This is a genomic window from Paucisalibacillus globulus DSM 18846 (genome assembly GCF_000482485.1).
Classification (GTDB): Bacteria; Bacillota; Bacilli; order Bacillales; family Amphibacillaceae; genus Ornithinibacillus; species Ornithinibacillus globulus.
In genome coordinates, this window is the sequence record NZ_AXVK01000028.1 from 18,992 (window position 1) to 42,444 (window position 23,453).

At 37.2% G+C, this 23,453-nt stretch carries 18 protein-coding genes; 15 read left to right on the forward strand and 3 right to left on the reverse strand.

Annotated features, from left to right (window positions below; translation table 11 throughout):
* Nucleotides 1–87: 87 nt before the first annotated feature.
* Complete coding sequence (gene pflB / locus K332_RS0108620) at nucleotides 88–2,331, forward strand: formate C-acetyltransferase (RefSeq protein WP_026907089.1); 2,244 nt, start codon at nucleotides 88–90, stop codon at nucleotides 2,329–2,331.
* Nucleotides 2,332–2,436: 105 nt separating this feature from the next.
* Entirely contained in the window at nucleotides 2,437–3,186 is a 750-nt protein-coding gene (pflA, locus tag K332_RS0108625; RefSeq protein WP_026907090.1) for a pyruvate formate-lyase-activating protein, read from the forward strand.
* A gap of 223 nt (nucleotides 3,187–3,409) precedes the next feature.
* Here the strand turns inward: pflA and K332_RS22225 are convergent, their stop codons facing one another.
* Complete coding sequence (locus K332_RS22225) at nucleotides 3,410–3,790, reverse strand: winged helix-turn-helix transcriptional regulator (protein WP_051359395.1); 381 nt, start codon at nucleotides 3,788–3,790, stop codon at nucleotides 3,410–3,412.
* Nucleotides 3,791–3,980: 190 nt separating this feature from the next.
* On the opposite strand from K332_RS22225, the gene K332_RS0108635 reads away from it, so the two are divergent.
* The 3 genes from K332_RS0108635 (at nucleotide 3,981) to K332_RS0108645 (ending at nucleotide 6,712) form a co-directional block, all read left to right on the forward strand.
* On the forward strand, nucleotides 3,981–5,039 hold the full coding sequence (locus K332_RS0108635; RefSeq protein WP_026907091.1) for an LLM class flavin-dependent oxidoreductase: 1,059 nt from the start codon (nucleotides 3,981–3,983) through the stop codon (nucleotides 5,037–5,039).
* A 12-nt stretch (nucleotides 5,040–5,051) separates the two neighbouring features.
* Entirely contained in the window at nucleotides 5,052–5,618 is a 567-nt protein-coding gene (locus K332_RS0108640; protein WP_026907092.1) for an NADPH-dependent FMN reductase, read from the forward strand.
* A gap of 305 nt (nucleotides 5,619–5,923) precedes the next feature.
* Nucleotides 5,924–6,712 (forward strand): transposase, encoded by a 789-nt coding sequence (locus tag K332_RS0108645; protein ID WP_026907093.1) that lies wholly within the window; start codon nucleotides 5,924–5,926, stop codon nucleotides 6,710–6,712.
* 41 nt (nucleotides 6,713–6,753) lie between these two features.
* Here K332_RS0108645 and K332_RS0108650 read toward each other — a convergent pair whose 3' ends face one another.
* Entirely contained in the window at nucleotides 6,754–8,598 is a 1,845-nt protein-coding gene (locus K332_RS0108650) for an SLC13 family permease (protein WP_026907094.1), read from the reverse strand.
* Nucleotides 8,599–8,923: 325 nt separating this feature from the next.
* Here K332_RS0108650 and yidA point away from each other — a divergent pair, with 325 nt between their 5' ends.
* The 6 genes from yidA (at nucleotide 8,924) to K332_RS0108680 (ending at nucleotide 16,421) form a co-directional block, all read left to right on the forward strand.
* A complete protein-coding gene (yidA, locus tag K332_RS0108655; RefSeq protein WP_026907095.1) occupies nucleotides 8,924–9,754 on the forward strand; it encodes a sugar-phosphatase in 831 nt (276 codons plus the stop codon).
* A 459-nt stretch (nucleotides 9,755–10,213) separates the two neighbouring features.
* On the forward strand, nucleotides 10,214–10,948 hold the full coding sequence (gene nagB / locus K332_RS0108660; protein WP_026907096.1) for a glucosamine-6-phosphate deaminase: 735 nt from the start codon (nucleotides 10,214–10,216) through the stop codon (nucleotides 10,946–10,948).
* Between the two features lie 315 nt (nucleotides 10,949–11,263).
* Complete coding sequence (locus K332_RS0108665) at nucleotides 11,264–12,694, forward strand: PTS mannitol transporter subunit IIBC (protein ID WP_026907097.1); 1,431 nt, start codon at nucleotides 11,264–11,266, stop codon at nucleotides 12,692–12,694.
* A gap of 32 nt (nucleotides 12,695–12,726) precedes the next feature.
* Entirely contained in the window at nucleotides 12,727–14,826 is a 2,100-nt protein-coding gene (locus tag K332_RS0108670; RefSeq protein ID WP_026907098.1) for a BglG family transcription antiterminator, read from the forward strand.
* Between the two features lie 17 nt (nucleotides 14,827–14,843).
* Nucleotides 14,844–15,281 (forward strand): PTS mannitol transporter subunit IIA, encoded by a 438-nt coding sequence (locus K332_RS0108675; RefSeq protein WP_026907099.1) that lies wholly within the window; start codon nucleotides 14,844–14,846, stop codon nucleotides 15,279–15,281.
* Nucleotides 15,282–16,421 carry a mannitol-1-phosphate 5-dehydrogenase gene (locus K332_RS0108680; RefSeq protein WP_026907100.1) on the forward strand — a complete coding sequence of 380 codons (1,140 nt, stop codon included), beginning with the start codon at nucleotides 15,282–15,284 and terminating at the stop codon, nucleotides 16,419–16,421. It abuts the gene before it with no gap.
* Between the two features lie 417 nt (nucleotides 16,422–16,838).
* Here the strand turns inward: K332_RS0108680 and K332_RS0108685 are convergent, their stop codons facing one another.
* On the reverse strand, nucleotides 16,839–18,629 hold the full coding sequence (locus tag K332_RS0108685) for a zinc ribbon domain-containing protein (RefSeq protein WP_026907101.1): 1,791 nt from the start codon (nucleotides 18,627–18,629) through the stop codon (nucleotides 16,839–16,841).
* A gap of 461 nt (nucleotides 18,630–19,090) precedes the next feature.
* Here K332_RS0108685 and K332_RS0108690 point away from each other — a divergent pair, with 461 nt between their 5' ends.
* From K332_RS0108690 to cydS, 4 genes are all read left to right on the forward strand, one after another.
* The gene (locus K332_RS0108690; protein ID WP_026907102.1) at nucleotides 19,091–19,933 is read left to right on the forward strand and encodes a zinc ribbon domain-containing protein; all 843 of its coding nucleotides are present in this window, start codon (nucleotides 19,091–19,093) and stop codon (nucleotides 19,931–19,933) included.
* Nucleotides 19,934–20,890: 957 nt separating this feature from the next.
* Nucleotides 20,891–22,231: a cytochrome ubiquinol oxidase subunit I gene (locus K332_RS0108700; RefSeq protein WP_026907104.1), complete on the forward strand. Its 1,341-nt coding sequence runs from the start codon at nucleotides 20,891–20,893 to the stop codon at nucleotides 22,229–22,231.
* On the forward strand, nucleotides 22,228–23,253 hold the full coding sequence (locus K332_RS0108705; RefSeq protein WP_026907105.1) for a cytochrome d ubiquinol oxidase subunit II: 1,026 nt from the start codon (nucleotides 22,228–22,230) through the stop codon (nucleotides 23,251–23,253). The genes K332_RS0108700 and K332_RS0108705 overlap by 4 nt, the downstream gene beginning before the upstream one ends.
* Nucleotides 23,254–23,258: 5 nt before the next feature.
* A complete protein-coding gene (gene cydS / locus K332_RS24860; protein ID WP_425414452.1) occupies nucleotides 23,259–23,369 on the forward strand; it encodes a cytochrome bd oxidase small subunit CydS family protein in 111 nt (36 codons plus the stop codon).
* The last annotated feature ends 84 nt before the right edge of the window (nucleotides 23,370–23,453 follow it).

Sequence of the window (23,453 nt, forward strand, 5' to 3'; positions counted from 1 at the left end):
TATGATTGTTTTTGTATTACAATAGAGTCATAAAGATTGCTCATTATTTCACAATGTAGATTAATATCCACTTAGGAGGGTTATTCAATGGCATTAACTACTCAAGTAAAATCAAGCTTTAAAGGCGGTAAATGGGAAACAGAAATCGATGTAAGAGATTTTATTATTTCAAACGTAACACCTTATCTTGGTGATGAAAGCTTCTTGGCAGGTCCAACGAAAGCGACACTTGATCTATGGGATTATGTGATGGATTTAACAAAGAAAGAGCGTGACAATGGTGGCGTTCTTGATATGGATACGAAGATTGTATCAACCATCACTTCACATGGACCTGGATATTTAGATAAAGCGAAGGAAAAAGTTGTTGGTGTCCAAACAGATAAACCATTTAAACGCTCCCTTCAACCATTTGGCGGTATCCGCATGGCTGTAGATTCGGCTAAATCATATGGATTTGAAATAGATAAGGAAATACAACATATTTTCACAGCATATCGAAAAACACACAACCAAGGGGTATTTGATGCGTATACTCCGGAAATGAAAGCTGCCAGAAGAGCAGGTATCATTACTGGACTTCCAGATGCCTATGGTCGTGGTCGAATTATTGGTGATTACCGACGAGTTGCATTATATGGTGTAAATCGATTAATGGAAGATAAACAAAATCAATTAGCATCGATTGGTGCCAATGGAATGATGTCAGAAGAAGTCATTCGAGACCGTGAAGAGGTTTCCGAACAAATTCGTGCATTAAACGAATTAAAGCAATTAGGTGAAGCATATGGATTCGATATTTCGCAACCAGCAACGAATGCACAAGAAGCTTTCCAATGGCTATACCTTGGATACCTAGCTGCCATTAAGGAACAAAATGGTGCGGCAATGAGTTTGGGTAGAGTATCTACCTTCCTTGATATTTACATTACTCGTGATATCGAAAATGGTGTTTTAACAGAGGTAGAAGCACAAGAAATTGTCGACCATTTTGTCATGAAGCTTCGTTTAGTTAAATTTTCCAGAACGCCTGATTATAACGATTTATTCAGTGGTGACCCAACATGGGTAACAGAATCCATTGGGGGGATTGCAAAAGACGGAACACCTTTAGTGACAAAATCTTCCTTCCGTTTCTTGCATACATTAGATAACCTGGGTCCCGCTCCCGAACCGAACTTAACCGTCCTATGGTCTAATCAATTGCCAAATCATTTTAAACAATACTGTGCCAACATGTCGATAAAAACAAGCTCTATTCAATATGAAAATGATGATATTATGCGGGATATTTACGGTGATGACTATGGTATTGCCTGCTGTGTTTCTGCAATGACGATTGGTAAACAAATGCAATTCTTTGGTGCCAGAGCAAACCTAGCAAAAGCATTATTATATGCTATTAACGGCGGAGTTGACGAAAAATCATTCGCACAAGTTGCTCCACGCTATGCACCAATCACCACTGAATACCTCCAATACGATGAGGTCATGGAAAAATTCGATGTGATGATGGAATGGCTAGCTGGGCTTTATGTCAATACACTAAACGTTATTCACTATATGCATGATAAATACAGCTACGAACGAATTGAAATGGCTTTACATGATAAAGAAGTATTGCGGACCATGGCTTGTGGTATTGCTGGCCTTTCTGTTGCAGCGGATTCACTAAGTGCTATCAAGTATGCAAAAGTAAAAACAATCCGTAATGAAAATGGCTATGTAGTTGATTATGAGATTGAAGGTGATTTCCCTAAATACGGAAACAACGATGAGAAAGTCGACCAAATTGCCGTCAATCTAGTTAAATCATTTATGGAAAAAATAAAACATTATAAAACGTACAGAAATTCCGTACCAACACAATCTGTATTAACGATTACATCTAACGTAGTATACGGGAAGAAAACGGGGAATACACCGGATGGTCGTAAAGCAGGAGAAGCTTTCGCACCAGGTGCAAATCCAATGCATGGACGTGACCAAAAAGGTGCTCTAGCATCCTTAAGCTCCGTTGCTAAATTGCCATACGAATATTCCCTTGATGGAATTAGTAATACATTCTCCATCGTACCGAAAGCATTAGGGAAAGACGAAGTAGCAAGAAAGAGTAACCTAGTTGCGATGTTAGATGGTTATGCCATGAAAGGCGGACACCATTTAAACGTAAACGTATTTGATCGGGAAACATTACTTGATGCGATGGAACATCCTGAAGAATATCCACAATTAACGATCCGTGTCTCAGGATATGCCGTTAACTTTATCAAACTAACAAGAGAGCAACAAATTGAGGTAATTAACCGTACATTCCACGAAAGTAGGTAGTCTGGTGAGAAACGCCCTGATTACGGGCGTTTCTTTACACTACTGGGTGGATGTTTACTTAATTAGGTGCACGCCGAACCTAAAAGAAAAATGGGAGGTCATACTATGCAAGGTCGTATTCATTCAATAGAAACATGTGGAACAGTGGACGGTCCAGGTCTTCGCTATGTCATCTTTACGCAAGGTTGCCCATTGCGCTGTCAATTTTGCCACAATCCCGATACATGGAAGATGGGTGATGGCAAAATTGTAACCGTTGATGAATTGGTAGAAGACATTCTAAGCTATCTCCCCTTTTTCCAAGCATCTGGTGGTGGCGTGACAGTAAGTGGCGGTGAACCATTACTACAATGCAAGTTTATTTTAGCCCTTTTTAAAGAGTTGAAAAAATATGGAATCCATACAAATATTGATACGTCAGGTGGAAGTTTTTCCAAATCCCCTAGCTTCCTGGCTACCTTGGATGAATTACTGGAAGTGACAGATTTGGTCATGTTAGATATTAAACAAATTAATCCTGAAAAGCATAAAACATTAACAGGACTATCAAACGAACACATTCTGGAATTTGCCAGATACCTAGAAACGAAAAACATTCCAGTATGGATTCGCCATGTTCTTATACCTGAGAGAAGTGACTTTGATGAAGATTTACACGCCCTAGCAGAATTTATTAGTACATTAACCAATGTAAAAAAAGTAGAAGTTCTACCCTACCACAAACTTGGCGTATACAAATGGCAAAGCCTTGGACTAACCTACCCACTAGAAGGCATCGAACCCCCAACAGAAAATCGAGTAGTTAACGCTGAGAGAATATTAGGAGAAGCCATGGGGACAGGTTCCTCGGCTTGATTTGGAAAGAGCCATGGGGTCAGGTTCCTCGGATCTGTTTGTTGGAACTTGGGCAAAATCGGCCAGGGAACCTGTCCCCACGGCCTTATTTTGAGCTCCTTTATCGGTAGTTTCTTTTCAGAAACAAACTACCGACAAAGGGGCTTTTTTAAAATTCTTAACCACCATCAGAATTTACATATTTTAGAAACTCCTACAAAACTAGTTAATCAGGTTCATCAGCTTACTGGCTGGCACTTGAGCAAAACAAGCCAGTGGACCTGTCCCCACGGCTTGTTTTCTCAGTTTTATGCAGTTGATGTTTCGTTCCCCACTCGTGCATTGCATTTAAAATGGGCTCTAATTCCTTCCCATATTCTGTAATTGAATACTCTACTTTTGGCGGGACTTGTGGATACACAACTCGATCAATAATATATTCTTCTTCTAATTCTCGTAAATTTTTAGTCAACATTTTTTGTGTAATATTAGGTACGCTACGTTTTAATTCGCTGAATCTCATGGTCCCATTTTTTAATAAATGTAATAAAATAATCGGTTTCCATTTTCCGACGATTATCTCCAGAGCATTTTCTACTTTACATAATTCAGGCTCAATATTCATTGATATCCTCCTTTAGTATCCTTTTGTATACTATACCACCATTAAGTGCGTACTTTCTTATTTGTATCTTATTATCTATAATAGCATTATAGCTAATTTATTGCTAAGTAGTTTTATGGATAATCTGTGAAATAAAACGCTCTACTTAGGCATCCTTAAATCAATTATGAAAGGCGCGATATAAATGGGAATGGAAAAATATCGAATCGAAGAAAGTAAAGGATTAGAATTCGGCTTATATACATTAGGTGATCATTTATTTAATCCTCATTTAGGTGAACGCATTTCGGCTGAGCAACGAATTAAAGAGATTATTGACACAGCTAAATTAGCCGATCAGGCTGGAATAGATTTCTTTAGTGTTGGGGAAAGTCATCAAGAATATTTCACAACGCAGGCACATACTGTTGTGCTAGCAGCTATTGCTCAAGCAACGGAAAAAATAAAAATTGGTAGTTCCTCTACGATTGTTTCTACATCAGACCCCGTGCGGATTTATGAAGATTTTGCAACGATTGATTTGATCTCAGGTGGTCGCGCAGAAATTATTGGTGGACGTGCTTCCCGAGTTGGACTATTTGAACTACTAGGCTATGACCTTCGTGATTATGAAGAGTTATTTGAGGAGAAATTTGAGTTACTACTTCAAATTAATGAGCAGGAAGTGGTGAACTGGGAAGGCGAGTTTCGTGCGCCACTGCGAAATGCTAAAGTATTACCACGTCCAAAAGAGGGTTCTATCCCAATCTGGCGTGCAGTTGGTGGTACGCCAACAAGTGCCATTAAAGCCGGAATACAAGGTGTGCCAATGGCTCTAGCTATGCTTGGTGGACCTGTTTCCCATTTTAAATTATCAATGGATGCTTATCGTGAGACACTAACACAAACAGGTCGTGATCCACTAGATTTCCCAGTTGCCACAACAGGGTTCTTCTATACTGCAGAAACGACGCAGCAGGCATTAAGCGAATATTATCCTCATATTAATGAAGGAATGAAATTAACTAATGGCCGAGGATTCGCTAAACAACTATTTGCCCAAGGAGCTGATAAGCGAAGTGTCATGCTTGTTGGAAGTCCACAGGAAATTATTGAAAAGATTCTCTATCAGCATGAACAATTCGGACATCAACGCTATATGGCACAATTGGAATTCGGCGGCGTTCCGTTTGATAAGGTTATGAAAAATATTGAAATCATCGGTAATGAAATTCTTCCAGCCGTAAAAAAATATACTGCAAAGAAATAGGAGATTGTGACGATGAAAATAATAGGCTTATCTGGTTCCATTGTCGGTTCAAAAACAAGAACGGCAATGAGCCAAGTATCCAAAGAAATTGCAGAAAAATACCCTGAAGTAGAATTTAACTTAATCGACCTAGCAGAATATACTATTCAGTTTAGTGATGGTCGAAATTATTTAGAATATACCGGAGATACTGGATATGTAACCAAGCAAATTATGGAGGCAGATGCGATTATCATTGGAACACCAATATTCCAGGCATCCATACCAGCTACATTAAAAAACATCTTTGATTTACTTCCGGAAAAAGCATTTTGGGATAAGGTCGCTAGTATCATCATTACTGCCGGATCCCCGAAACACTTTTTAATAGCCGAACAACAATTGAAACCAATCCTTTCTTATATGAAAGCACAACTGGTTCAGTCTTATGTTTTTATAGAAGAAAAAGATTTCTATCGAAAAGAAATAATCAATGATGATGTAACATTCCGCATCCAACGCCTAATCGAAGACACAGTAGTATTGACAGAAACCTATACGAGTATTCGTGAAGCAAAAGAAGCGGAATATGATTTTTAAAAGAGCCATGGGGACGGGTCCCTCGGCTCGACCATCCTTTTCTTTCCTTTATAATTTACTTGAAATTTAAAAACAGACCAAATTGCAGCTAGGGAAATTAGTTTTTCCCCTTATCAAAGTGGTCTAATCATTACACCTAAGCCAAAAATATTGATTTTTGGCTTTTTGACTTTTCTATAGGTAATAGTTAATTTAAAACTACTTACTAGTTACTTTCCTCTTGAAAGATAATTCCCCAAAATTACTTCATCACCACCATAGAACCTTTTTATCACTATAAATTGCCATTAAGGAGGTAGTAGTATATGGCCAGAAGACCAAGAAGACAGAGTCAAACTGGAATTTATCATATCATGATGCGGGGCGTAAATCGCCAAACAATATTCGAAGAGGATACTGACAGAGTAAGATTTTTAGAAACATTAAAGAAATATAAAGAACGAATAAACTATCAGATTTTCGCTTATTGTCTAATGGATAATCATGTCCATCTTCTCATGAAAGGTTCAGAGGAAGAACTCTCTCAATCTATAAAGCGTATCAGTTCCAGTTATGTTTATTGGTACAATTTAAAATATGATAGATTTGGTCATCTATTCCAGGGACGTTTTAAGAGTGAACCTGTAAACGATGCTGATTACTTTATGACTGTCTTACGTTATATTCACCAGAATCCCATTAAAGCTGGGCTTGGTAAAGATGTGTTCCAATGTAAATGGACAAGTATTAACGAATATATCATTAAACCAGAATTAGTAGATATTGAATTAGGTCTTAAATTATTTTCTTCTAATCGGAACACAGCCATTGAAAAGTATGTTGATTATATGCAGCAGCATAATGAAGACGAATGCCTCGATGATACAGTCAAGTTAAATTTGAAAGATGAACAGGTACGGGAGTATTTATATGAAATGGGGATACGTAACACAAGTATGTTGCAACAAATGGACAAAGTTACTCGGGATGCGGTGTTAGAAAAGCTCATACAATTAGAGGGAATTTCAATAAGACAAGTGTCTAGGATTACCGGAATATCTAGGAGCGTCTTCGAAAGGATTCAAAGAGCCATGGGGACAGGTTCCTCGGCTTAAAATTTGAAATCGTGCCGAGGAACCTGTCCCCATGGCTCGATTTACAACGGATACAGCAATGGTATTACAATAATCATTACCACAAACATAATCACCTGCAGGGGAACTCCAACTTTAACAAAGTCAAAGAATTTATATCCTCCTGCTGTCATGACTAGTGCATTTGTTGGTGAAGAAAAAGGTGTTAAAAAGGCCATTGCTGATGCTGCTGTTACGACCATGGCAAATGTATACGGATTGGCATCGATGAGTATAGCTGCATTCATAGCGATTGGGGCAAACAATACCGCTGTTGCAGTATTACTTATCACTTGGCCAAACACAATGGTTAGCCAGTAAATCCCTATGAGCACACCAAATGCACCAAAGCTACCAAGTACATCTATAATTCCATTTGAAATAAGTTCCATTCCACCTGTTTTTTCTAGAGCTGTCGCCATAGGTAGCATTGCCGCAATTAATACGATACTTTCAAAATTCATTTCGCTATAAGCATCATCCATATTCCGCAAACAGCCGGTCAGAATCATTAATACTGCACCAATTAAGATAGAAATTACTGCTGGAAAAACCTCAAAAATCATCAGGATAACCATAAGTAACATGATTGCACCTGCAATGGGGGCTTTTCCATTTGCCGACGCCTTACTTGCATACTCTCTTGGTTGTCCAACAACAACGACATCCCCAGTTTCTTTAGATAATAGCTCAATATCATCCCAAGCGCCTTGTACAAGTAATGCATCACCAAATCGGAGAGGATGATTCAACATATCACTTAACACATAATTACCTTTACGGTTAATCCCAACAACATTCAAATTATATTTCTCTCTAAAACCTATACTGGCAATTGTTTTATTAACGAAACTGGAATGAGGCGTTAGTAAAACTTCTACCATTCCAAGCTCTTTCGTAACAAGATAATCTGCCTCTGATTTTTCTTTTACCATCGTCAATCCATTCGCCTTAGCAAATAAATCCACTTTTTCAGCTGATCCTTGAACAAATAAAATATCATTCGCTTGAATAATACTATTTGGCCCTGCCATCTCTTGATACGTAATTGGCAAAATACGCAAACCCTCTTTTGCATGCCTTTCAATTTTCAAAACAAATACTTGATATTGCTTCGGTATTCCTAAATCTGTTAATGGAGAATGCACAATCGCTGAATCACTTTCTACTTTAACCCGAAAAAGATTACCACCTAAATGATAATCCTCCGCTAGCTGCTTTGGTGAAATCTGATATGTATCACCGGAATTACCTCTACTTTTATTATTCGGTATAACTGTTTTTCTTACTAAGAATAAGTAAAAAATCGCGACTATAATTGCAATCACGCCTATAGGGGTAATTTGGAAGAATCCTAATCGTTCAAAACCATAGTCTACTAATGTTTGACTAACAATTAGGTTTGGCGGGGATGCAATTAATGTTAATAATCCCGACAAACTTCCTATATATGCTAATGGAATTAAATACTTCGAAGGACTTTCTTTTATGGAAATAGCAATACTGACAACGACCGGTAACATTAAAGCAACCGTTCCCGTATTACTCATAAATGCACCCACACAGGCAACAATGGTTAATAAGAGGAAAAATAGCTTTCTTTCACTGTCCCCAGACCATGTTAATAATAAATTTCCTGCCATTTGCGCAAGACCTGTCCGTAAAATCCCCGCACCAACCACAAATAACCCCGCTATCATAATAACAACAGAATTAGAAAATCCAGCTAACGCCTCATTTGGCTCTAAAATTCCTGACATAACAAATGCAAGTAGCGCCATAATCGCCACAAGATCAACGCGGATTCGATTAGTGACAAATAGAATAATAGTTAAAAGTAAGATTACAAAAGTTCCTATGAGTTGCAAGAGAAATTCTCCTTTCAAGCTATGGGACAAATCATTTCCGTGGGAACCGTAACCACAAAAGGTCTTCGGTGGTGCGAGTAACCGTAGTCCCTGTCTCAAGTACCTTGGCTCAAGCTTTATTTTGGTTTAATTGAATGCTGATAGACTAGTAGAATCTACTCCAAGAATAACTCTTTTTCAGAGGGATTACCACTGACTACTTTACCATCCTAATCTTGGTATATAGCAAAGCCGAGGGACCTGTCCCCGTGGTATTCTCAAGAAATATGATATTTTCAGTATATTGTCGTATAATGGGGGTAACAACAAGAGATTGGAGACCATTATGTATAAATTAATTGCAATAGATATGGATGGAACACTTTTGAATGACCAGCATGAAGTACCAGAAGATGTAAAAAACACCCTGGCCGAGGCAAAAAGACAAGGAATAAAGATAGTCCTCTGTTCCGGAAGGCCAATTGGTGGTATGCGTAGCTATATTGAGGCACTTAACCTAGATGAAGCTGGCGATTATGCCATCGCCTATAATGGTGCATTTGTACAAGATACACATACTAGTGAAGTAGTAGCTGGATTATCACTTAAATATGATGATTTAGTAAAACTATACGATTTAAGTGTGAAATTGAACACACCAATGCATTTCTTTGATGAAGAAAGGCTTTACTCACCGAATGCCAATATTAGTGAATATACGATTTTAGAATCCTATCTAAATAAAATTCCATTACGTTATCAAGCGGTTAGCGATATATTACCAAATTTATCCATACCCAAAGTTATGTATATTGACCATCCTGATAATCTGGCTCAAACAATCCAGTCACTACCAGATGAATTATATGACAATTACACAATTGTTCGAAGCTCACCATACTTCTTAGAATTTGTACACCCAGAAGTTAGTAAAGGAAATGCTGTGAAAAAGCTAGCAGAAAAACTCGGAATTAAGCAAGAAGAGGTAATGTGTATCGGTGACAACGGTAATGATTTATCCATGATCACCTTTGCAGGATGTGGCGTAGCAATGGGTAATGCCATTCCAGAAGTAAAGGCAGCCGCAGATTTCCAAACACGTTCAAACAATGAAGGCGGAGTAGCTCACGCAATCGAAAAACTCGCCTTAGAACCACTGAAAACAATTAACAAGTAACAGAGCCGCGGGGACAGGTCCCTCGGCTCTTTTCTATTTTAGGTTGCCTATTGGATTTTTCAAAAAAGATTTCTTGTCCTATTTCCCCCAACCTTCTCTAACTTTACTTTATATTATTATTTTAATCCGATGTACCTGTCCCCTTGGCTCTTATCATTACAAAGCCAGTGTACCTGTCCCCCTGGCTTTTGTCCCCCTGGCTTGTTTCACACTTCTGTCATAGTCGTTTGTGTTTTGGTCTGATTGTATTAGATTGTGGTTATATATTTTGATATAATATTAAACGCAAGGGCTATGGCTTTCTGCGTTATTTGTTACTATAACTGATTCAGTTTGTTTTAAATGTGGCTGTAACTGGTTTTGTAACTTATAATTGTGTAGAAATTGAAGATGCTAAGGTTTTTAATTTGAATCTAATATCATCATGTAACATGGTGTTTATGACAAAGGAGAATAACAATGGAAATAATTAGAGTAAAAGATTATGCTGCAATGAGTGAAGCTGCATCCACTTTCTTAATTGAACGAATCAATCGCCTAGATAACCCAAAATTGGGATTAGCTACTGGTTCAACTCCTGAAGGGCTATACAAAAACATTATTGAAAAACATAAACAAGGTGACGTATCATTTAAAAATGTAAAATCATTTAATTTAGATGAATATGTTGGCTTAGAAAAAAATGATCCAAATAGTTATTACTTTTTTATGAAGGATAAATTATTTGACCATGTTGATATTTCATTAGACAATGTTCGCGTTCCAAATGGTGTTGCAGCTGATTTACAACAAGAATGTCAAGATCATGAAGAAGCAATTAAAGCAGCTGGTGGGATTGATGTACAGTTATTAGGTATTGGTGCAAATGGACATATCGGTTTTAATGAACCTGGAACACCGTTTACAAGTAAAACGCAAGTAGTTAATTTAGATGAATCAACTATCCAAGCAAATTCTAGATTCTTTAACACGATTGAAGAAGTTCCAACGCAAGCAATCTCCATGGGAATCGATACAATCATGAATAGCAAGGAAATTTTATTACTTATTTCTGGGGAAAGTAAAGCGGAAGCACTTGCTAAGTTAGTGAGTGGTGAAGTGACCGAAGAGGTTCCAGCATCTGTCTTGAACAATCACCCTAATGTAACAGTAATTGCAGATGAAGCAGCTTTTTCTGTAGTTGATGGAAAATAATCAAAGTTGAATCGAGCGCTCTAGCTAAGGTTAGAGCGCTTTTTTTGTTGTTTTATTGGATGACTAGCTTAATCCTAATCCCCCATTAACAGGAATGATATTACGCTAAATTGGTAAGATAAAGTATGATAAATAGTACATTTCCAGCCAATGCACAAACTAAAGCCAAAACCTTCACCACTACCTAATTAGATTTTGTCAACAACGTTATTGCCAAATCCCGATTAAGATTACATTGCCTATACAGTACAAAATTCCTATGATAAAAGTAAGGAATAATAATTAATTTACTACATTTATGAAAGGGGTTTCATTATGACGGAAGAAAAAAGTTTTCGTGCTAGAACACAGCAATTTGGTAGTTACCTAAGTGGAATGGTAATGCCTAACATTGCTGCATTTATTGCTTGGGGGCTAATTACAGCACTATTTATTCCAGATGGCTGGTGGCCAAACGAAAATATTGCTTCGTTAGTTGACCCAACCATTAAATATTTATTACCACTTTTAATTGCGTTTACAGGTGGACGAATGGTTTATGATTTACGAGGCGGTGTCGTTGGAGCGACTGCAGCAATGGGGGTAATTGTTGGGGCAAATGTTCCAATGTTCTTAGGAGCCATGATTATGGGTCCACTTGCAGGGTACTTGATGAAGAAAATTGATCAAGTATTCCAACACAAAGTTCGTCAAGGTTTTGAAATGCTTTATAACAATTTCTCAGCAGGTATTCTTGCTGCTATTCTGGCAATTTTCGGTTTATGGGGAATTGGACCAGTTGTAGAAGGTCTAACTAGTCTACTTGCAGCAGGTGTTGAAGGAATTGTTGCTGCTGGGTTATTACCATTAGCAAATATTATCGTTGAGCCAGCGAAGATTTTATTCTTAAATAATGCAATTAACCATGGTATTTTAACACCACTAGGGCTAGAGCAAGCAGCAGAAGCTGGAAAGTCAATTCTTTTCCTAGTTGAAGCAAACCCTGGACCAGGATTAGGTATTTTGCTTGCATTTACTTTCTTCGGAAAAGGTGCATCAAGAGCTTCTGCACCAGGTGCGGCAGTTATCCAGTTCTTTGGTGGAATTCACGAAATTTACTTCCCTTATGTTTTAGCTAAACCTGCATTAATTTTAGCAGCGATCGCTGGTGGTGTAAGTGGTGTGTTTACATTCCAAATCTTTAACGCTGGATTAGTTGCAGCATCATCACCAGGTAGTATTATCGCGGTATTAGCTATGACAGAAAAAGGCAGTTACCTTGGTGTAATACTTGGTGTGGCAGTAGCAGCAGTCGTTTCATTCATTGTTTCTGCAATCATCCTAAAGACAAGTAAAGCAGAAGAAGAAGATTTAACCGAAGCAACGGCTAAAATGGAAAAAATGAAAGGTAAGAAAAGCTCTGTAGCAGGAGTTTTAACAAAAGAAACAGAAACTGTTAAGGAACCGGAATCAACAGTGAAAAATAATGAGGACGTTAAGAAAATTATTTTTGCATGTGATGCTGGAATGGGATCAAGTGCAATGGGTGCCTCTCTACTCAAGAATAAATTCAAAAAGTCGGATATTGATATATTTGTAACGAATAAAGCAATCAATGAAATTCCAAATGATGCAGATATCGTTATTACGCATAAGGATTTAACAGATCGGGCAAAAGCGAAGATATCATCAGCCGAGCATATTTCTGTAGAGAACTTCTTAAATAGTCCAAAGTACGATGAATTAGTAGACCGTTTTAATAAATAAAAATAACACTATGGCAAAGGGGGTGAATAATTTTGAAGATTTCAAGTAGGGAACGTGAAATTATCAAGCTACTGTTAAAAGCTGAGACGGATATTACCGTTAATACTATTGCAACGGAGCTCGAGGTCAGTGTCAGAACCATCCATCGAGACTTAAAAGGTATTGAAAAATTGCTTTCAACCTACAATCTAGCATTAATGAAAAAGTCAGGCGTAGGACTTCATATTAATGGGAATGAAGCTGATAAGAAAAAGTTTCATCAGACACTTTCCAATGTAACGGTATTTGACTTTTCACCAGAAGAGCGACGAACCATTATTTTAGCGACACTTCTCGAAATGAATGAACCTTTAAAATTGTTCACCCTTGCTAATGAATTAAAAGTAACAGAAGCAACGATTAGCCTTGATTTAGACCAATTGGAACAGGATTTAGCGATGTTCCACCTCACCTTAACTAGAAAAAGAGGCTACGGTATAGAAATCGTCGGAAATGAAACCAATAAACGAGCAGCATTAAGTGATTTAATTGCGAAGTATATCGACCCATTTGAATTTGTATCGTTAATAAAAAAAAACATCCAAAAAGAATCTACCCATCAGTTAAATACCATTTCCAATCGATTATTAGATTTTATTAATCCGGAAAGATTAAGCATTATTGAGAGTGTTGTAGAGGATGCGCGCGTCGAGTTACCTTATGGACTTGCAGATAGTGCTCATATTGGCCTCGTTGTTCATCTAGCTCTTGCGATTGAAAGATTGCATAAGGGAGAGGCAATTAAATTTGACCAATCCTTTATGCAACAAATTGAAAAAACAAAAGAATTTGCGATTGCAAAAAAGATGTTACAGAAACTAGAGATTAAGCTTAACACCTCTATACCAGAGGATGAAATTGGTTATATAACGATGCATTTAATGGGAGCAAAAGTACGTGTTGATCAGGATTATTTAATAGAGGAATCTAGCATAGATATTGCCTTCCAAGCAAAGTCTTTAATTCAATTTGTAAGCACCGGTGTTAGTGTAGATTTAGCATCTAAATCAGGCCTACTGCATGATTTAGTTGCTCATTTAAAACCAGCAATTTATCGGTTACAACAGAATATGCGAATTGTCAATCCACTAATTAAGAACATTAAAAAGGATTATAATGACTTGTTTCATTTAATTCAGGAAGGTGTTCTGGAAACATTTCCTGATATGGATTTTCCAGAGGATGAAATTGGCTACCTTGTGTTACATTTTGCTTCGGCTTTATTGAGCGATACCAAAGTAGATTTACATGCACTTGTTATTTGCTCCACTGGAATTGGTACAGCAAAAATGCTATCTACAAAACTCATGCAAAAAATACCAGAAATTAACCACGTTGACAATCAATCATTTTTTGATTTGAAGCATTTAGATCTCGATACATATGACCTCATTGTTTCAACTATTCCGCTAAATGATTTTGGACGAAAATATATTCAAACTTCCCCTATGTTGACAAATGATGAAATTCACCAAATAAAGAAACTGGTTAATCAAAAGAAGTTAACATTCCATACGGGAAGGAAGATCGAACCATTTAACCGCGAAAACATGGATAACGGTGATATTATCACAGAGTTAGAAGCATTAAATCACTACTCACAGGCAATATTAAACCTTTTACGATCCCTCCATGTTCAGGAAATAAACGACAAACGGTCACTGGAATCCATCTTATATGAGGCTTCTATGAGATTAGAGATGGAAAAAAAGATCAGTAATAAAAATAATGTTGTTAAAAAGTTGCTAGAGAGGGAAAAGCTAAGTGGATTAGGTATTCCAGGCACATCTGCTGCACTATACCATGCTCGTTCAATAGAGATAAACGAGCCGACACTAAGCATTTATAAATTGGTACATCCATTACATGTTCCGGGAATGGATAATGAAAAAATGGCGATTTCGACTATTTTATTAATGCTTGCTCCGGAAAAAGTACAGCAAGAGGTGCTAGAAGTTTTTAGTTTCCTTAGTAGCCTATTGGTTCAGGATGAGAAAAGCATTCAATTATTTTCAACTGGTGAAAAAGAAAAAGTGAAAGACTATTTATCCGTACAATTTCGGAAATTTTTATTAGAAAAAAAACTATTATAAGAGGAGTGCATCAGGAAATGGCAAACGAAATTTTAAGTGTAACTAACATTAAGTTAAATCAAGCATTTAGTAATAAGGAAGAGGCGATTCGCTTTACCGGTAAGATTCTTGTAGATAACGGCCATGTAGAAGCGGGCTATATTGAAAAGATGCTAGAAAGAGAACAATTAACATCCACCTTTATGGGAAATAACGTTGCTATTCCCCATGGTACAGAGGACGCAAGGGATCTTGTTCAAAAAACAGGTCTATCCGTTGTTACTGTACCTTCTGGTGTTGACTTTGGTGATGGAAACGTAGTTAAAGTATTAATCGGTATTGCTGGAAAGGGTGACGATCACTTAGAAATACTATCCAATATCGCCATCGTATTATCTGAAGAAGAAAATATCGAAAAGATCGTTAACGCAAGCACAGAAGAAGAAATCATCAGCATTTTCGAAGAGGTGAACTAAATGTTAGCAGTCCACTTTGGCGCAGGTAATATTGGTAGAGGCTTCATCGGCCTTTTATTAACACAAGCAAACTACGAAACAATTTTTGTCGATGTAAATGCAGCTATTGTCGACGAAATCAATAAGCGCGGGGAATACAAGGTTGTACTTGCCGAGGAAAAAAGCGAGACAGTTATGGTAAAAAATGTATCGGCAATTAATAGTATCGCGGACCCAGAGAAAGTGGTCGAAGCAATTTCTAAAGCGGATATAATAACAACCGCGGTTGGCCCGAATATTCTAACTATCATTTCGGAACTTATTGCTAAAGGATTAAGTGAACGAGCGAAAATCAATAAGCAAGCCTTAAACCTGATTGCATGTGAAAACATGGTCGGTGGAAGTTCATTATTAAAGGAAAAAGTTTATAGCCATATTTCGGATGATAAGCATGAATTATTTGATGAATTATATGGTTTCCCGAACGCTGCTGTTGACCGAATTGTTCCGAATCAGGTAAATGAAGATCCGTTAGAAGTATCTGTTGAACCTTATTATGAATGGGTTGTGGAAGAGTCGACATTTATAGGGTCTGTACCACAGATTGACGGAGTAACTTATGTTCAAGACTTAAAGCCTTATATCGAGCGAAAATTATTTACCGTGAACACCGGACATGCAGTACCTGCTTACGTAGGTAACCAGCTAGGATACAATACCATTTATGAAGCCATGCATGATGAGCAAGTACAAGAAATTATTAAAGGGGCTTTAGCTGAGTCTGGTGAAGCAGTCATCCAAACATATGGATTTGACCCGGAGGAACATCAAGCATACATCGAAAAAATTATTAGCCGCTTCAAAAATCCATATATATCAGACGAAGTAACAAGAGTTGCCCGCGGACCAATTCGTAAACTTGGTGCCAATGATCGTCTAATTCGTCCAGCAAGCATGTATATGGAAGTAACAGGCGGAAAAGAACCCGTTTATTTAGCTAAAACAATAGCAGCAGCCCTTAAATTTGAAAACGAAAAAGATGAAGAAGCAGTAAAGCTGCAAAAAATGATCACCGAACAAGGCATAGAAACCACCCTTCAAGAAATATCAGGATTAGAAGCAGAACACCCATTAGTAAAAGTGATATTGAAGGAGATTTAAGGCCATGGGGACAGGTTCCTCGGCCTTATTCTATGTGGGCCATGGGGACGTGGGCCATGGGGACGGGTTCCTCGGCTTTATTTAGTGAGCAAAGGGCCATGGAACAGTTTCTTCCGCCCATCTACTTAAATCGCGCAACGGAGACTACATGTCGGAGATCACATCTCTGCTGCGCAAAATATAACAAAGCACTTGCGAGAATAGATATTAGTGGCGTGACTTTAACCGGATACCACGCGCACGACCATAAACTATTCAAGTTAACCTAAAAGTCAACTTTCAGCTACAGTTCAAACAAACTATAACAATAACAAAAAGGTATTTAGTCCAATTATCTTATTGAACTAAATACCTTTTATCAATTTACAAGCGATTTAGTATCCCGGATATCAAGCCAGTGAACCTGTCCCCATGGCTTTATTCAATATTGGTCAATACTATTTCTTGTTCGTTTGTTGTGGCGGTATATTTCCAAACGTAGTCATTTGTTTCTTCTTCGCCGCTTTCATATTTAATTTTAATCTGTTCGCTTGTCGTAACAATCCAGTTATCTCCGTCTTCTGCAATGTCGGTAACTGAAACGCTGATAACTTCTTGTGTTACACCGTTCTCATTTAAACGTGTTACCAAATCTTTTTGCATATCCTCTAAAGCACTTCCAGCTTTAATATAAGGTTGAACCTTTTCATAGTTATTCGAATTAATTGCTTCTACCAATTGGTAAACATATTCTTCCACTGTTTGGCTAATAGCATCCTCACTAGCTACATCTTCCTTTGACACAGGAGCCACATTGGATTCTTGAAGTTCCTTAGAACCATCCAACGTTATTGTAGCTTCAAAATCATCACTATACCAAATTTCTTCGCATCCATTAATAAGCCAAGTATCGTTTTCCTTATCATAGGACAAATCTATATAGCAATGATCAATTCTTTCTTCTGTTTCCGCTTCATCACCAGCATCATACAAGGCAGCAGTAAAATAAAACTTCGCAGGTACAGCAGCACTTGTTTCATCATTAAAATAAAAACTAGTAAAGTCAATTTCTACTGAATCGAATTGTCCTGTAAACAATTCTTCATAGTCACGATAATAATCAAAGTTTGATGTGAAAACATCTGCCAACCGATCAGTTACATTCGTAAATAGTTTCACATCTAAGGCAGCATGTGCCTTTACATAATCTTCACCATATAACAAAACGGAATCTGAAATTGCAGTAGTCAGTTCCTCCGGCAGTGAATTAACTTCAATTGTGTAATATGATTCTTCGAGTTTAATAGCTTCGGAATTAATGGTTCCCCATTCCGTTTCAATCACGGGTTTTATTTCTGTTTTCCCATCTAGACTAACAGGACCAAATTCTTCAATATATAAGTACTCGTCGAAAGCCACCTGTTCACCGTTAACCTCTACATATGCTTGGGTAATCGGTATATTCGTATAATTATCCAGTTGCAGTGAAACATAATCCGCTTCTAAGTAAATATCATAGTACGAATAACCACCAACAAGGGACATCTTTTCTTTGTTATCAACTTCTGTGTAATCCCCTTTGAAACTACTTTCTACATCATAAACACCTGGAGCAAGCGGGCCATAGACAGCCATTAACCCATCTGCTTCTTTTGACTTGAATGCTTTACCATTAAAAGCAACATCAACACCTTCAAATGGTAAGTAAAATTCAACATATTGTGGTTCTAATACGATACGATGACGATCAAATATCCCTAACCATTTTCCATCCTGTTCTACGTTGATAAGGGAATTATTTTCATAAAAATCCTTCATCGTTTTAAAATCTAAATCTATGTATTCATAATCCTCATTATCTAGTAAAACAACAGCCTTAGCTTCTTCATCTGAGATAGTTTTGCCTTCAACGGTCGCAAGTTTTTGAACCTTTTCATAATCATCTTCTGCTAAAGCATCGACAAATCTTTCCATTGTTTTTTCTGGAGACGCATAGGACTTACCCCATGCTAAGAAACCTATTGCCAACACAATAAATGCTGCCCCTATACTATAAATCAGTTTTTGCTTCTTTGTTAGCTTTTTTCTTTCTTTTGGAACGACCGCTGACTCATTTTGAGTAGCTGGTGCTGATGGACTTGCCTGCTCTAATGATGCACCACAATGCTTACAAAACTTTTGTGACGATGATGCAAGCTCCCCTCCACACTCTTTACAATACTTTACCATTCTCTATTCCCTCACTTTGTGCAAAATAAATTATATAATTTGTAATATTTCTTCCAAATTATAATGCAATACCATATATTTGTTAAGCCTTTATACCTAGAAAAATTCTCCATTATATCTATTTTCCTAAATATTTTCATGAATTTAAGCACTAATACCTAATAACCTATTTCAAAAAGTGCAATTATTGTCTATAATTGTCAGTGAGAGAAACGGGATTTAATTTTAAATAACAAAAGGAGGGTTGGAAGGTATTTATAACGATTTATGGGTTTTTACATAATATTAAAGTCTTTATAACTATTTCATATCGTTTAACTCATAAATCCAATCCTAGAAAAACCCACACGGAATCGCTTACCCTTTAGCGAATGTGTTAGTTTTTCTTATCCTGAGGGGAAAACTTTATATTTTCCTATTTAACAATTAAATCCGAAAATAATTATACGAGGAGAGTTAACATGTTAACTTGTTCAAACTGTGGTACAAAACAGAATTCTGGAAAGTTCTGTGAGGAATGTGGTGGCCCGTTAGAAATGGAACAAACAGCTGTAACTGCAGATACAACTGTTCCAGTAAATCCACCAAGCGAAGGTGCACAACAAAGTGCAGCAACATCTACATCTGCTGTTAACGCAGAGCAAGGCACTAAGCAAACACAAGAAACAGTAGAAGCTATTAAAGGAGGATTATCTAATTATTGGTCTTATCTACTAGAATTAGTGAAAAATCCTACAACTGCTTTCCAAACAGGTACTAATAACTTTGTGAATGGACTAGTAACATTAATCTTATTTGCTGTTACATACTCAATAAGCCTTTATTGGTTAGCTAATTCATTTTTCAAAAAAACATTCGGTGGATTTATGGAAGAATCACTTCCTTTCTTTGAAATAAATTCTAGATTAGTATTCGGTATTATAATCATTCTAGCAATCACACTTGGAAGTGTTATTGCGATTACAAAACTTGCAAAACACACGGATGGATTCAAAACAATTTTAGCCCAATTTGGTAGTCTAGTTGCTCCACTACTAGCTTTAAATTTAATTGCTATCATCGGTGGTTTATCATCATCTATTGCATTAACAATGATTCCTTTAGTTATTTCCAATATACTTGCATTTGTAATTATTCCAGTACTATACGTCTATGAAAAATCATCCCAAGTGAATAACAAAGGACAAAAAGTATATCATAGCTTCCTAGTACTAATCATGATCACAGTAATAACCTATATACTAGGAAACTCTATCCTATCAAACACATTCGAAGAACTAGAAGACATACTATATTACTTATAAGGCCATGGGGACAATCCTCGGCCTGATTAACAATAAGGCCATGGGGACAGGTTCCTCGGCCTAATTTCACTTTAGACTTTAGGGCCGTGGGACAAGTAATCGCAGTCCTAGGTTCCTTAATTTAACATAGGAATGGACATAAGATTTTTCCAAGCACGTTCCGAACAACTCAGCTTATGGCGTTTATAACCATAAGCCATAAGCTGAGCATAGTTCGAAATAAACCTTTTACTTATGCTCCATTCCTTATTTTTTAATCTTCTTCCATTCTTATTCCTATTAATTAGTAGAATTGGATTTCCCATTCCATTCCCAATTCCATAATTCTACTTCTCCCTACCTGAAAATCCCCGAACAAATTAGCAATACTTCTCCAGATGTTATAAGGCCCTGGCATATTTTTTTATAAACTTTATTTAAAATATTTCACATCTGTCCCCCACATTACTATTCTAATATTTACATGTTTGATTTGTTAAAATGTGACAGTACGTTGATAAAATTATTAAAATAAAATTCGTTAATTAATGAATTTCGCAGCAAATAAACTGCGACAGTATTCTTTATATCCCTTCAATTCAGGTATTGGACCACCCTTTTCCATCCCAAGCAAAAAAATATATATTCTAACGAAAATCAAGCCAATGTACCTGTCCCCATGGCTCTAAAAAATGGTTAACTTTTCAATCCTTGGGGAAATTAGACGTAGAAGGGGTTTTAATTTTTGTTGTTGATTTTCTTGTTCACAATAATGTCATTCTAAAGTTGCGATTTTGCCATAAATAATTAACAATCAAGTAGGGTAAAAGGGTATACTTTGACTATGTGTACCTTTTAACAAACTCTACTCCAAACGAACACTTATCAATTCTTCCATTGATACACTTGATACATAAATGAACTTTAATTAAATGGTATGTTACTACCATGATTAGTTTTAGAGGAGGACTATTCACATTGTTATTTAACGATCCGGTATTTGCCAGTAGATTATTAACTCTCCTAACCCTATCTTTTCACATTATCTATGCAACGATTGGGGTTGGGGTTCCACTGATGATTATGATCGCACAGTGGATTGGAATTAAGAAAAATGATATGCATTATATTTTAATGGCAAGACGATGGGCAAAAGGTTTTGTTGTGACAGTTGCCGTTGGTGTTGTGACCGGTACGATTATTGGGTTACAGCTTTCCTTATTATGGCCACAGTTTATGGAGCTTGCCGGCAATATTATTGCTCTGCCATTATTTATGGAAGTTTTCGCCTTCTTCTTTGAAGCTATTTTCTTAGGAATTTATCTATATACATGGGACCGCTTTGAAAATCCTAAAAAGCATTTACTATTATTGATTCCAGTAGCACTTGGTGCAGGGATGTCCGCTTTCTTTATTACGATTGTAAATTCCTTCATGAATACACCAGCTGGATTCGATATAGTAAACGGGCAACTTGCAAATGCCAATCCAATTGCAGCAATGTTCACCGCAGCAATGCCGACAAAGGTGTCACATGTTCTTGCGACTGCCTATATGACTGTGGCATTTATGCTTGCAGCAATTGCAGCCTATAAATTAATTAAAGGTTCCAATCATGCCTACCATAAAAAGGCATTGTATATGGCAATGAGGATTGGACTAGTCTTTGCTATCGCTACTGCCATTATTGGTGACTTCTCTGGAAAATTCCTAGCCGAATATCAACCCGAAAAATTAGCTGCAGCTGAATGGCATTTTGAGACTGAAGAAGGTGCACCACTACTTCTGTATGGGGTATTGGATGAAAATCAAGAAATAAAATATGAAATTCGCATACCATATGCACTTAGTATTCTCGCACATGGAGATCCATTTTCAGAAGTTGTCGGTCTAGACCAGTTTTTGAAAGAGGAACAGCCTCCCCTCGTTGTCCATTATTTCTTTGATTTAATGGTAACCATCGGGATGTTTATGATTTTTCTAGCGTTAATTTATTGGATTGGTATGAAACGAGCATGGTCCTTTGTCCAGTCAACTTGGTACCGATGGTTAATCGTACTTGGTGGACCATTATCTTTCTTAGCAATTGAATCTGGGTGGTGGCTTGCTGAGGTCGGACGTCAACCTTGGATTTTACGGGGTATTATGACCGTCGATCAAGCAGCAACAACAAGTGACTATGTTGGACACATGTTTATCCTTTTTGCTGGTCTTTACATTGTTCTTGGAGTTGGAACAGTTGTCGTACTCACACGAATTTTCAGGAATAATCCCTTAGAGAAGGATTTGGAAAAAATGCAAGGTGGTGATCCTTCATGAGTTTAGAAATTCTTGGTATCGTTGTTCTTTGGTTATTCTTGTTCGGATATGTCATTGTTGGGTCGATTGATTACGGGGCAGGTTTCTTTAATGCCCACAGCATTATCACAGGAAAGCAACATATTTTGTCAAGGATTATACAGCGTTACCTCTCCCCTGTTTGGGAAGTTACAAATGTATTTTTTGTTTTCTTTTTCGTTGGAATGGTAGGGTTCTTCCCTCAATCTGCTTATTACTTTGGTACGATACTACTCCTTCCAGGAAGTATCGCCTTAATCTTACTATCCATTCGTGGTTCCTATTATGCATTTGAAGCATATGGAACAAAAGGTCACAAAGGATATGCGTTTATGTACGGGGCATCCGGGTTATTGATTCCAGCCTCTTTATCCATTGTTTTAACGATTTCAGAAGGTGGATTTGTCTCTATCGTTGATGGGAATCCTGTACTTGACTATCAAGCACTATTCTTAAGCCCATTAACCTGGTCAATTGTAGTTCTTAGCATCGCAGCTGTACTTTACATTTCTGCTGTATTTCTCACTTGGTATGCTCATAAAACCGGTGATGTAACGGCAACTAATTTAATGCGTAAGTATGCAATCGGATGGTCAATACCACTTATCATCGCGGCAAGTGGCATTATTATCGAATTGCGTTTCCATAATGAAGAACATTTTTCTAGAATCATCGACTTATGGTGGATGTTTGGATTATCCTCCTTATTATGGGTTGGAACCGTATGGCTTCTATGGAAAAAGAGGAATTATGGAGTTGCATTCATTTTCCTTGTAGGACAATTCGCGCTTGCATTCTTTGCTTATGGCATTTCCCATTATCCATATTTGCTCTATCCACATTTGACAATATATGAAGGATTTACCAATACGGCCATGGCAATATCTCTTGTCTTCGTATTTATACTGGGAATGGCACTCCTTATTCCTTCATTATATTTATTAATGAAACTATTTCTATTCGATAAAAATTATGTACAGGGAACAAAAAACAAAAAGGAGTGATCCATTTGTTCAACGACTTTCTAATCTTTGTTGCCCCCTTTCTCATCATAATCATTGCAATTGTTCTCGCATTCTATGTAGCGGGAAAAGATGATTTAGTAAATCGGGAGGAATAAATATACACTTAAGAGTCAGGAGCGTTTATTTAGAGTCCTTATAGAGTATTTAGTCTGTTTACGTGATGATTGTTGCCGTTTTTA

What these genes read in the sequence shown, in the direction of transcription:
- pflB (WP_026907089.1), top strand. Translation starts at nt 88, where the DNA reads ATGGCATTAACTACTCAAGTAAAATCAAGCTTTAAAGGCGGTAAATGG.
- pflA (WP_026907090.1), top strand. Translation starts at nt 2,437, where the DNA reads ATGCAAGGTCGTATTCATTCAATAGAAACATGTGGAACAGTGGACGGT.
- K332_RS22225 (WP_051359395.1), bottom strand. Translation starts at nt 3,790, where the DNA reads ATGAATATTGAGCCTGAATTATGTAAAGTAGAAAATGCTCTGGAGATA.
- K332_RS0108635 (WP_026907091.1), top strand. Translation starts at nt 3,981, where the DNA reads ATGGAAAAATATCGAATCGAAGAAAGTAAAGGATTAGAATTCGGCTTA.
- K332_RS0108640 (WP_026907092.1), top strand. Translation starts at nt 5,052, where the DNA reads ATGAAAATAATAGGCTTATCTGGTTCCATTGTCGGTTCAAAAACAAGA.
- K332_RS0108645 (WP_026907093.1), top strand. Translation starts at nt 5,924, where the DNA reads ATGGCCAGAAGACCAAGAAGACAGAGTCAAACTGGAATTTATCATATC.
- yidA (WP_026907095.1), top strand. Translation starts at nt 8,924, where the DNA reads ATGTATAAATTAATTGCAATAGATATGGATGGAACACTTTTGAATGAC.
- nagB (WP_026907096.1), top strand. Translation starts at nt 10,214, where the DNA reads ATGGAAATAATTAGAGTAAAAGATTATGCTGCAATGAGTGAAGCTGCA.
- K332_RS0108665 (WP_026907097.1), top strand. Translation starts at nt 11,264, where the DNA reads ATGACGGAAGAAAAAAGTTTTCGTGCTAGAACACAGCAATTTGGTAGT.
- K332_RS0108675 (WP_026907099.1), top strand. Translation starts at nt 14,844, where the DNA reads ATGGCAAACGAAATTTTAAGTGTAACTAACATTAAGTTAAATCAAGCA.
- K332_RS0108680 (WP_026907100.1), top strand. Translation starts at nt 15,282, where the DNA reads ATGTTAGCAGTCCACTTTGGCGCAGGTAATATTGGTAGAGGCTTCATC.
- K332_RS0108685 (WP_026907101.1), bottom strand. Translation starts at nt 18,629, where the DNA reads ATGGTAAAGTATTGTAAAGAGTGTGGAGGGGAGCTTGCATCATCGTCA.
- K332_RS0108690 (WP_026907102.1), top strand. Translation starts at nt 19,091, where the DNA reads ATGTTAACTTGTTCAAACTGTGGTACAAAACAGAATTCTGGAAAGTTC.
- K332_RS0108705 (WP_026907105.1), top strand. Translation starts at nt 22,228, where the DNA reads ATGAGTTTAGAAATTCTTGGTATCGTTGTTCTTTGGTTATTCTTGTTC.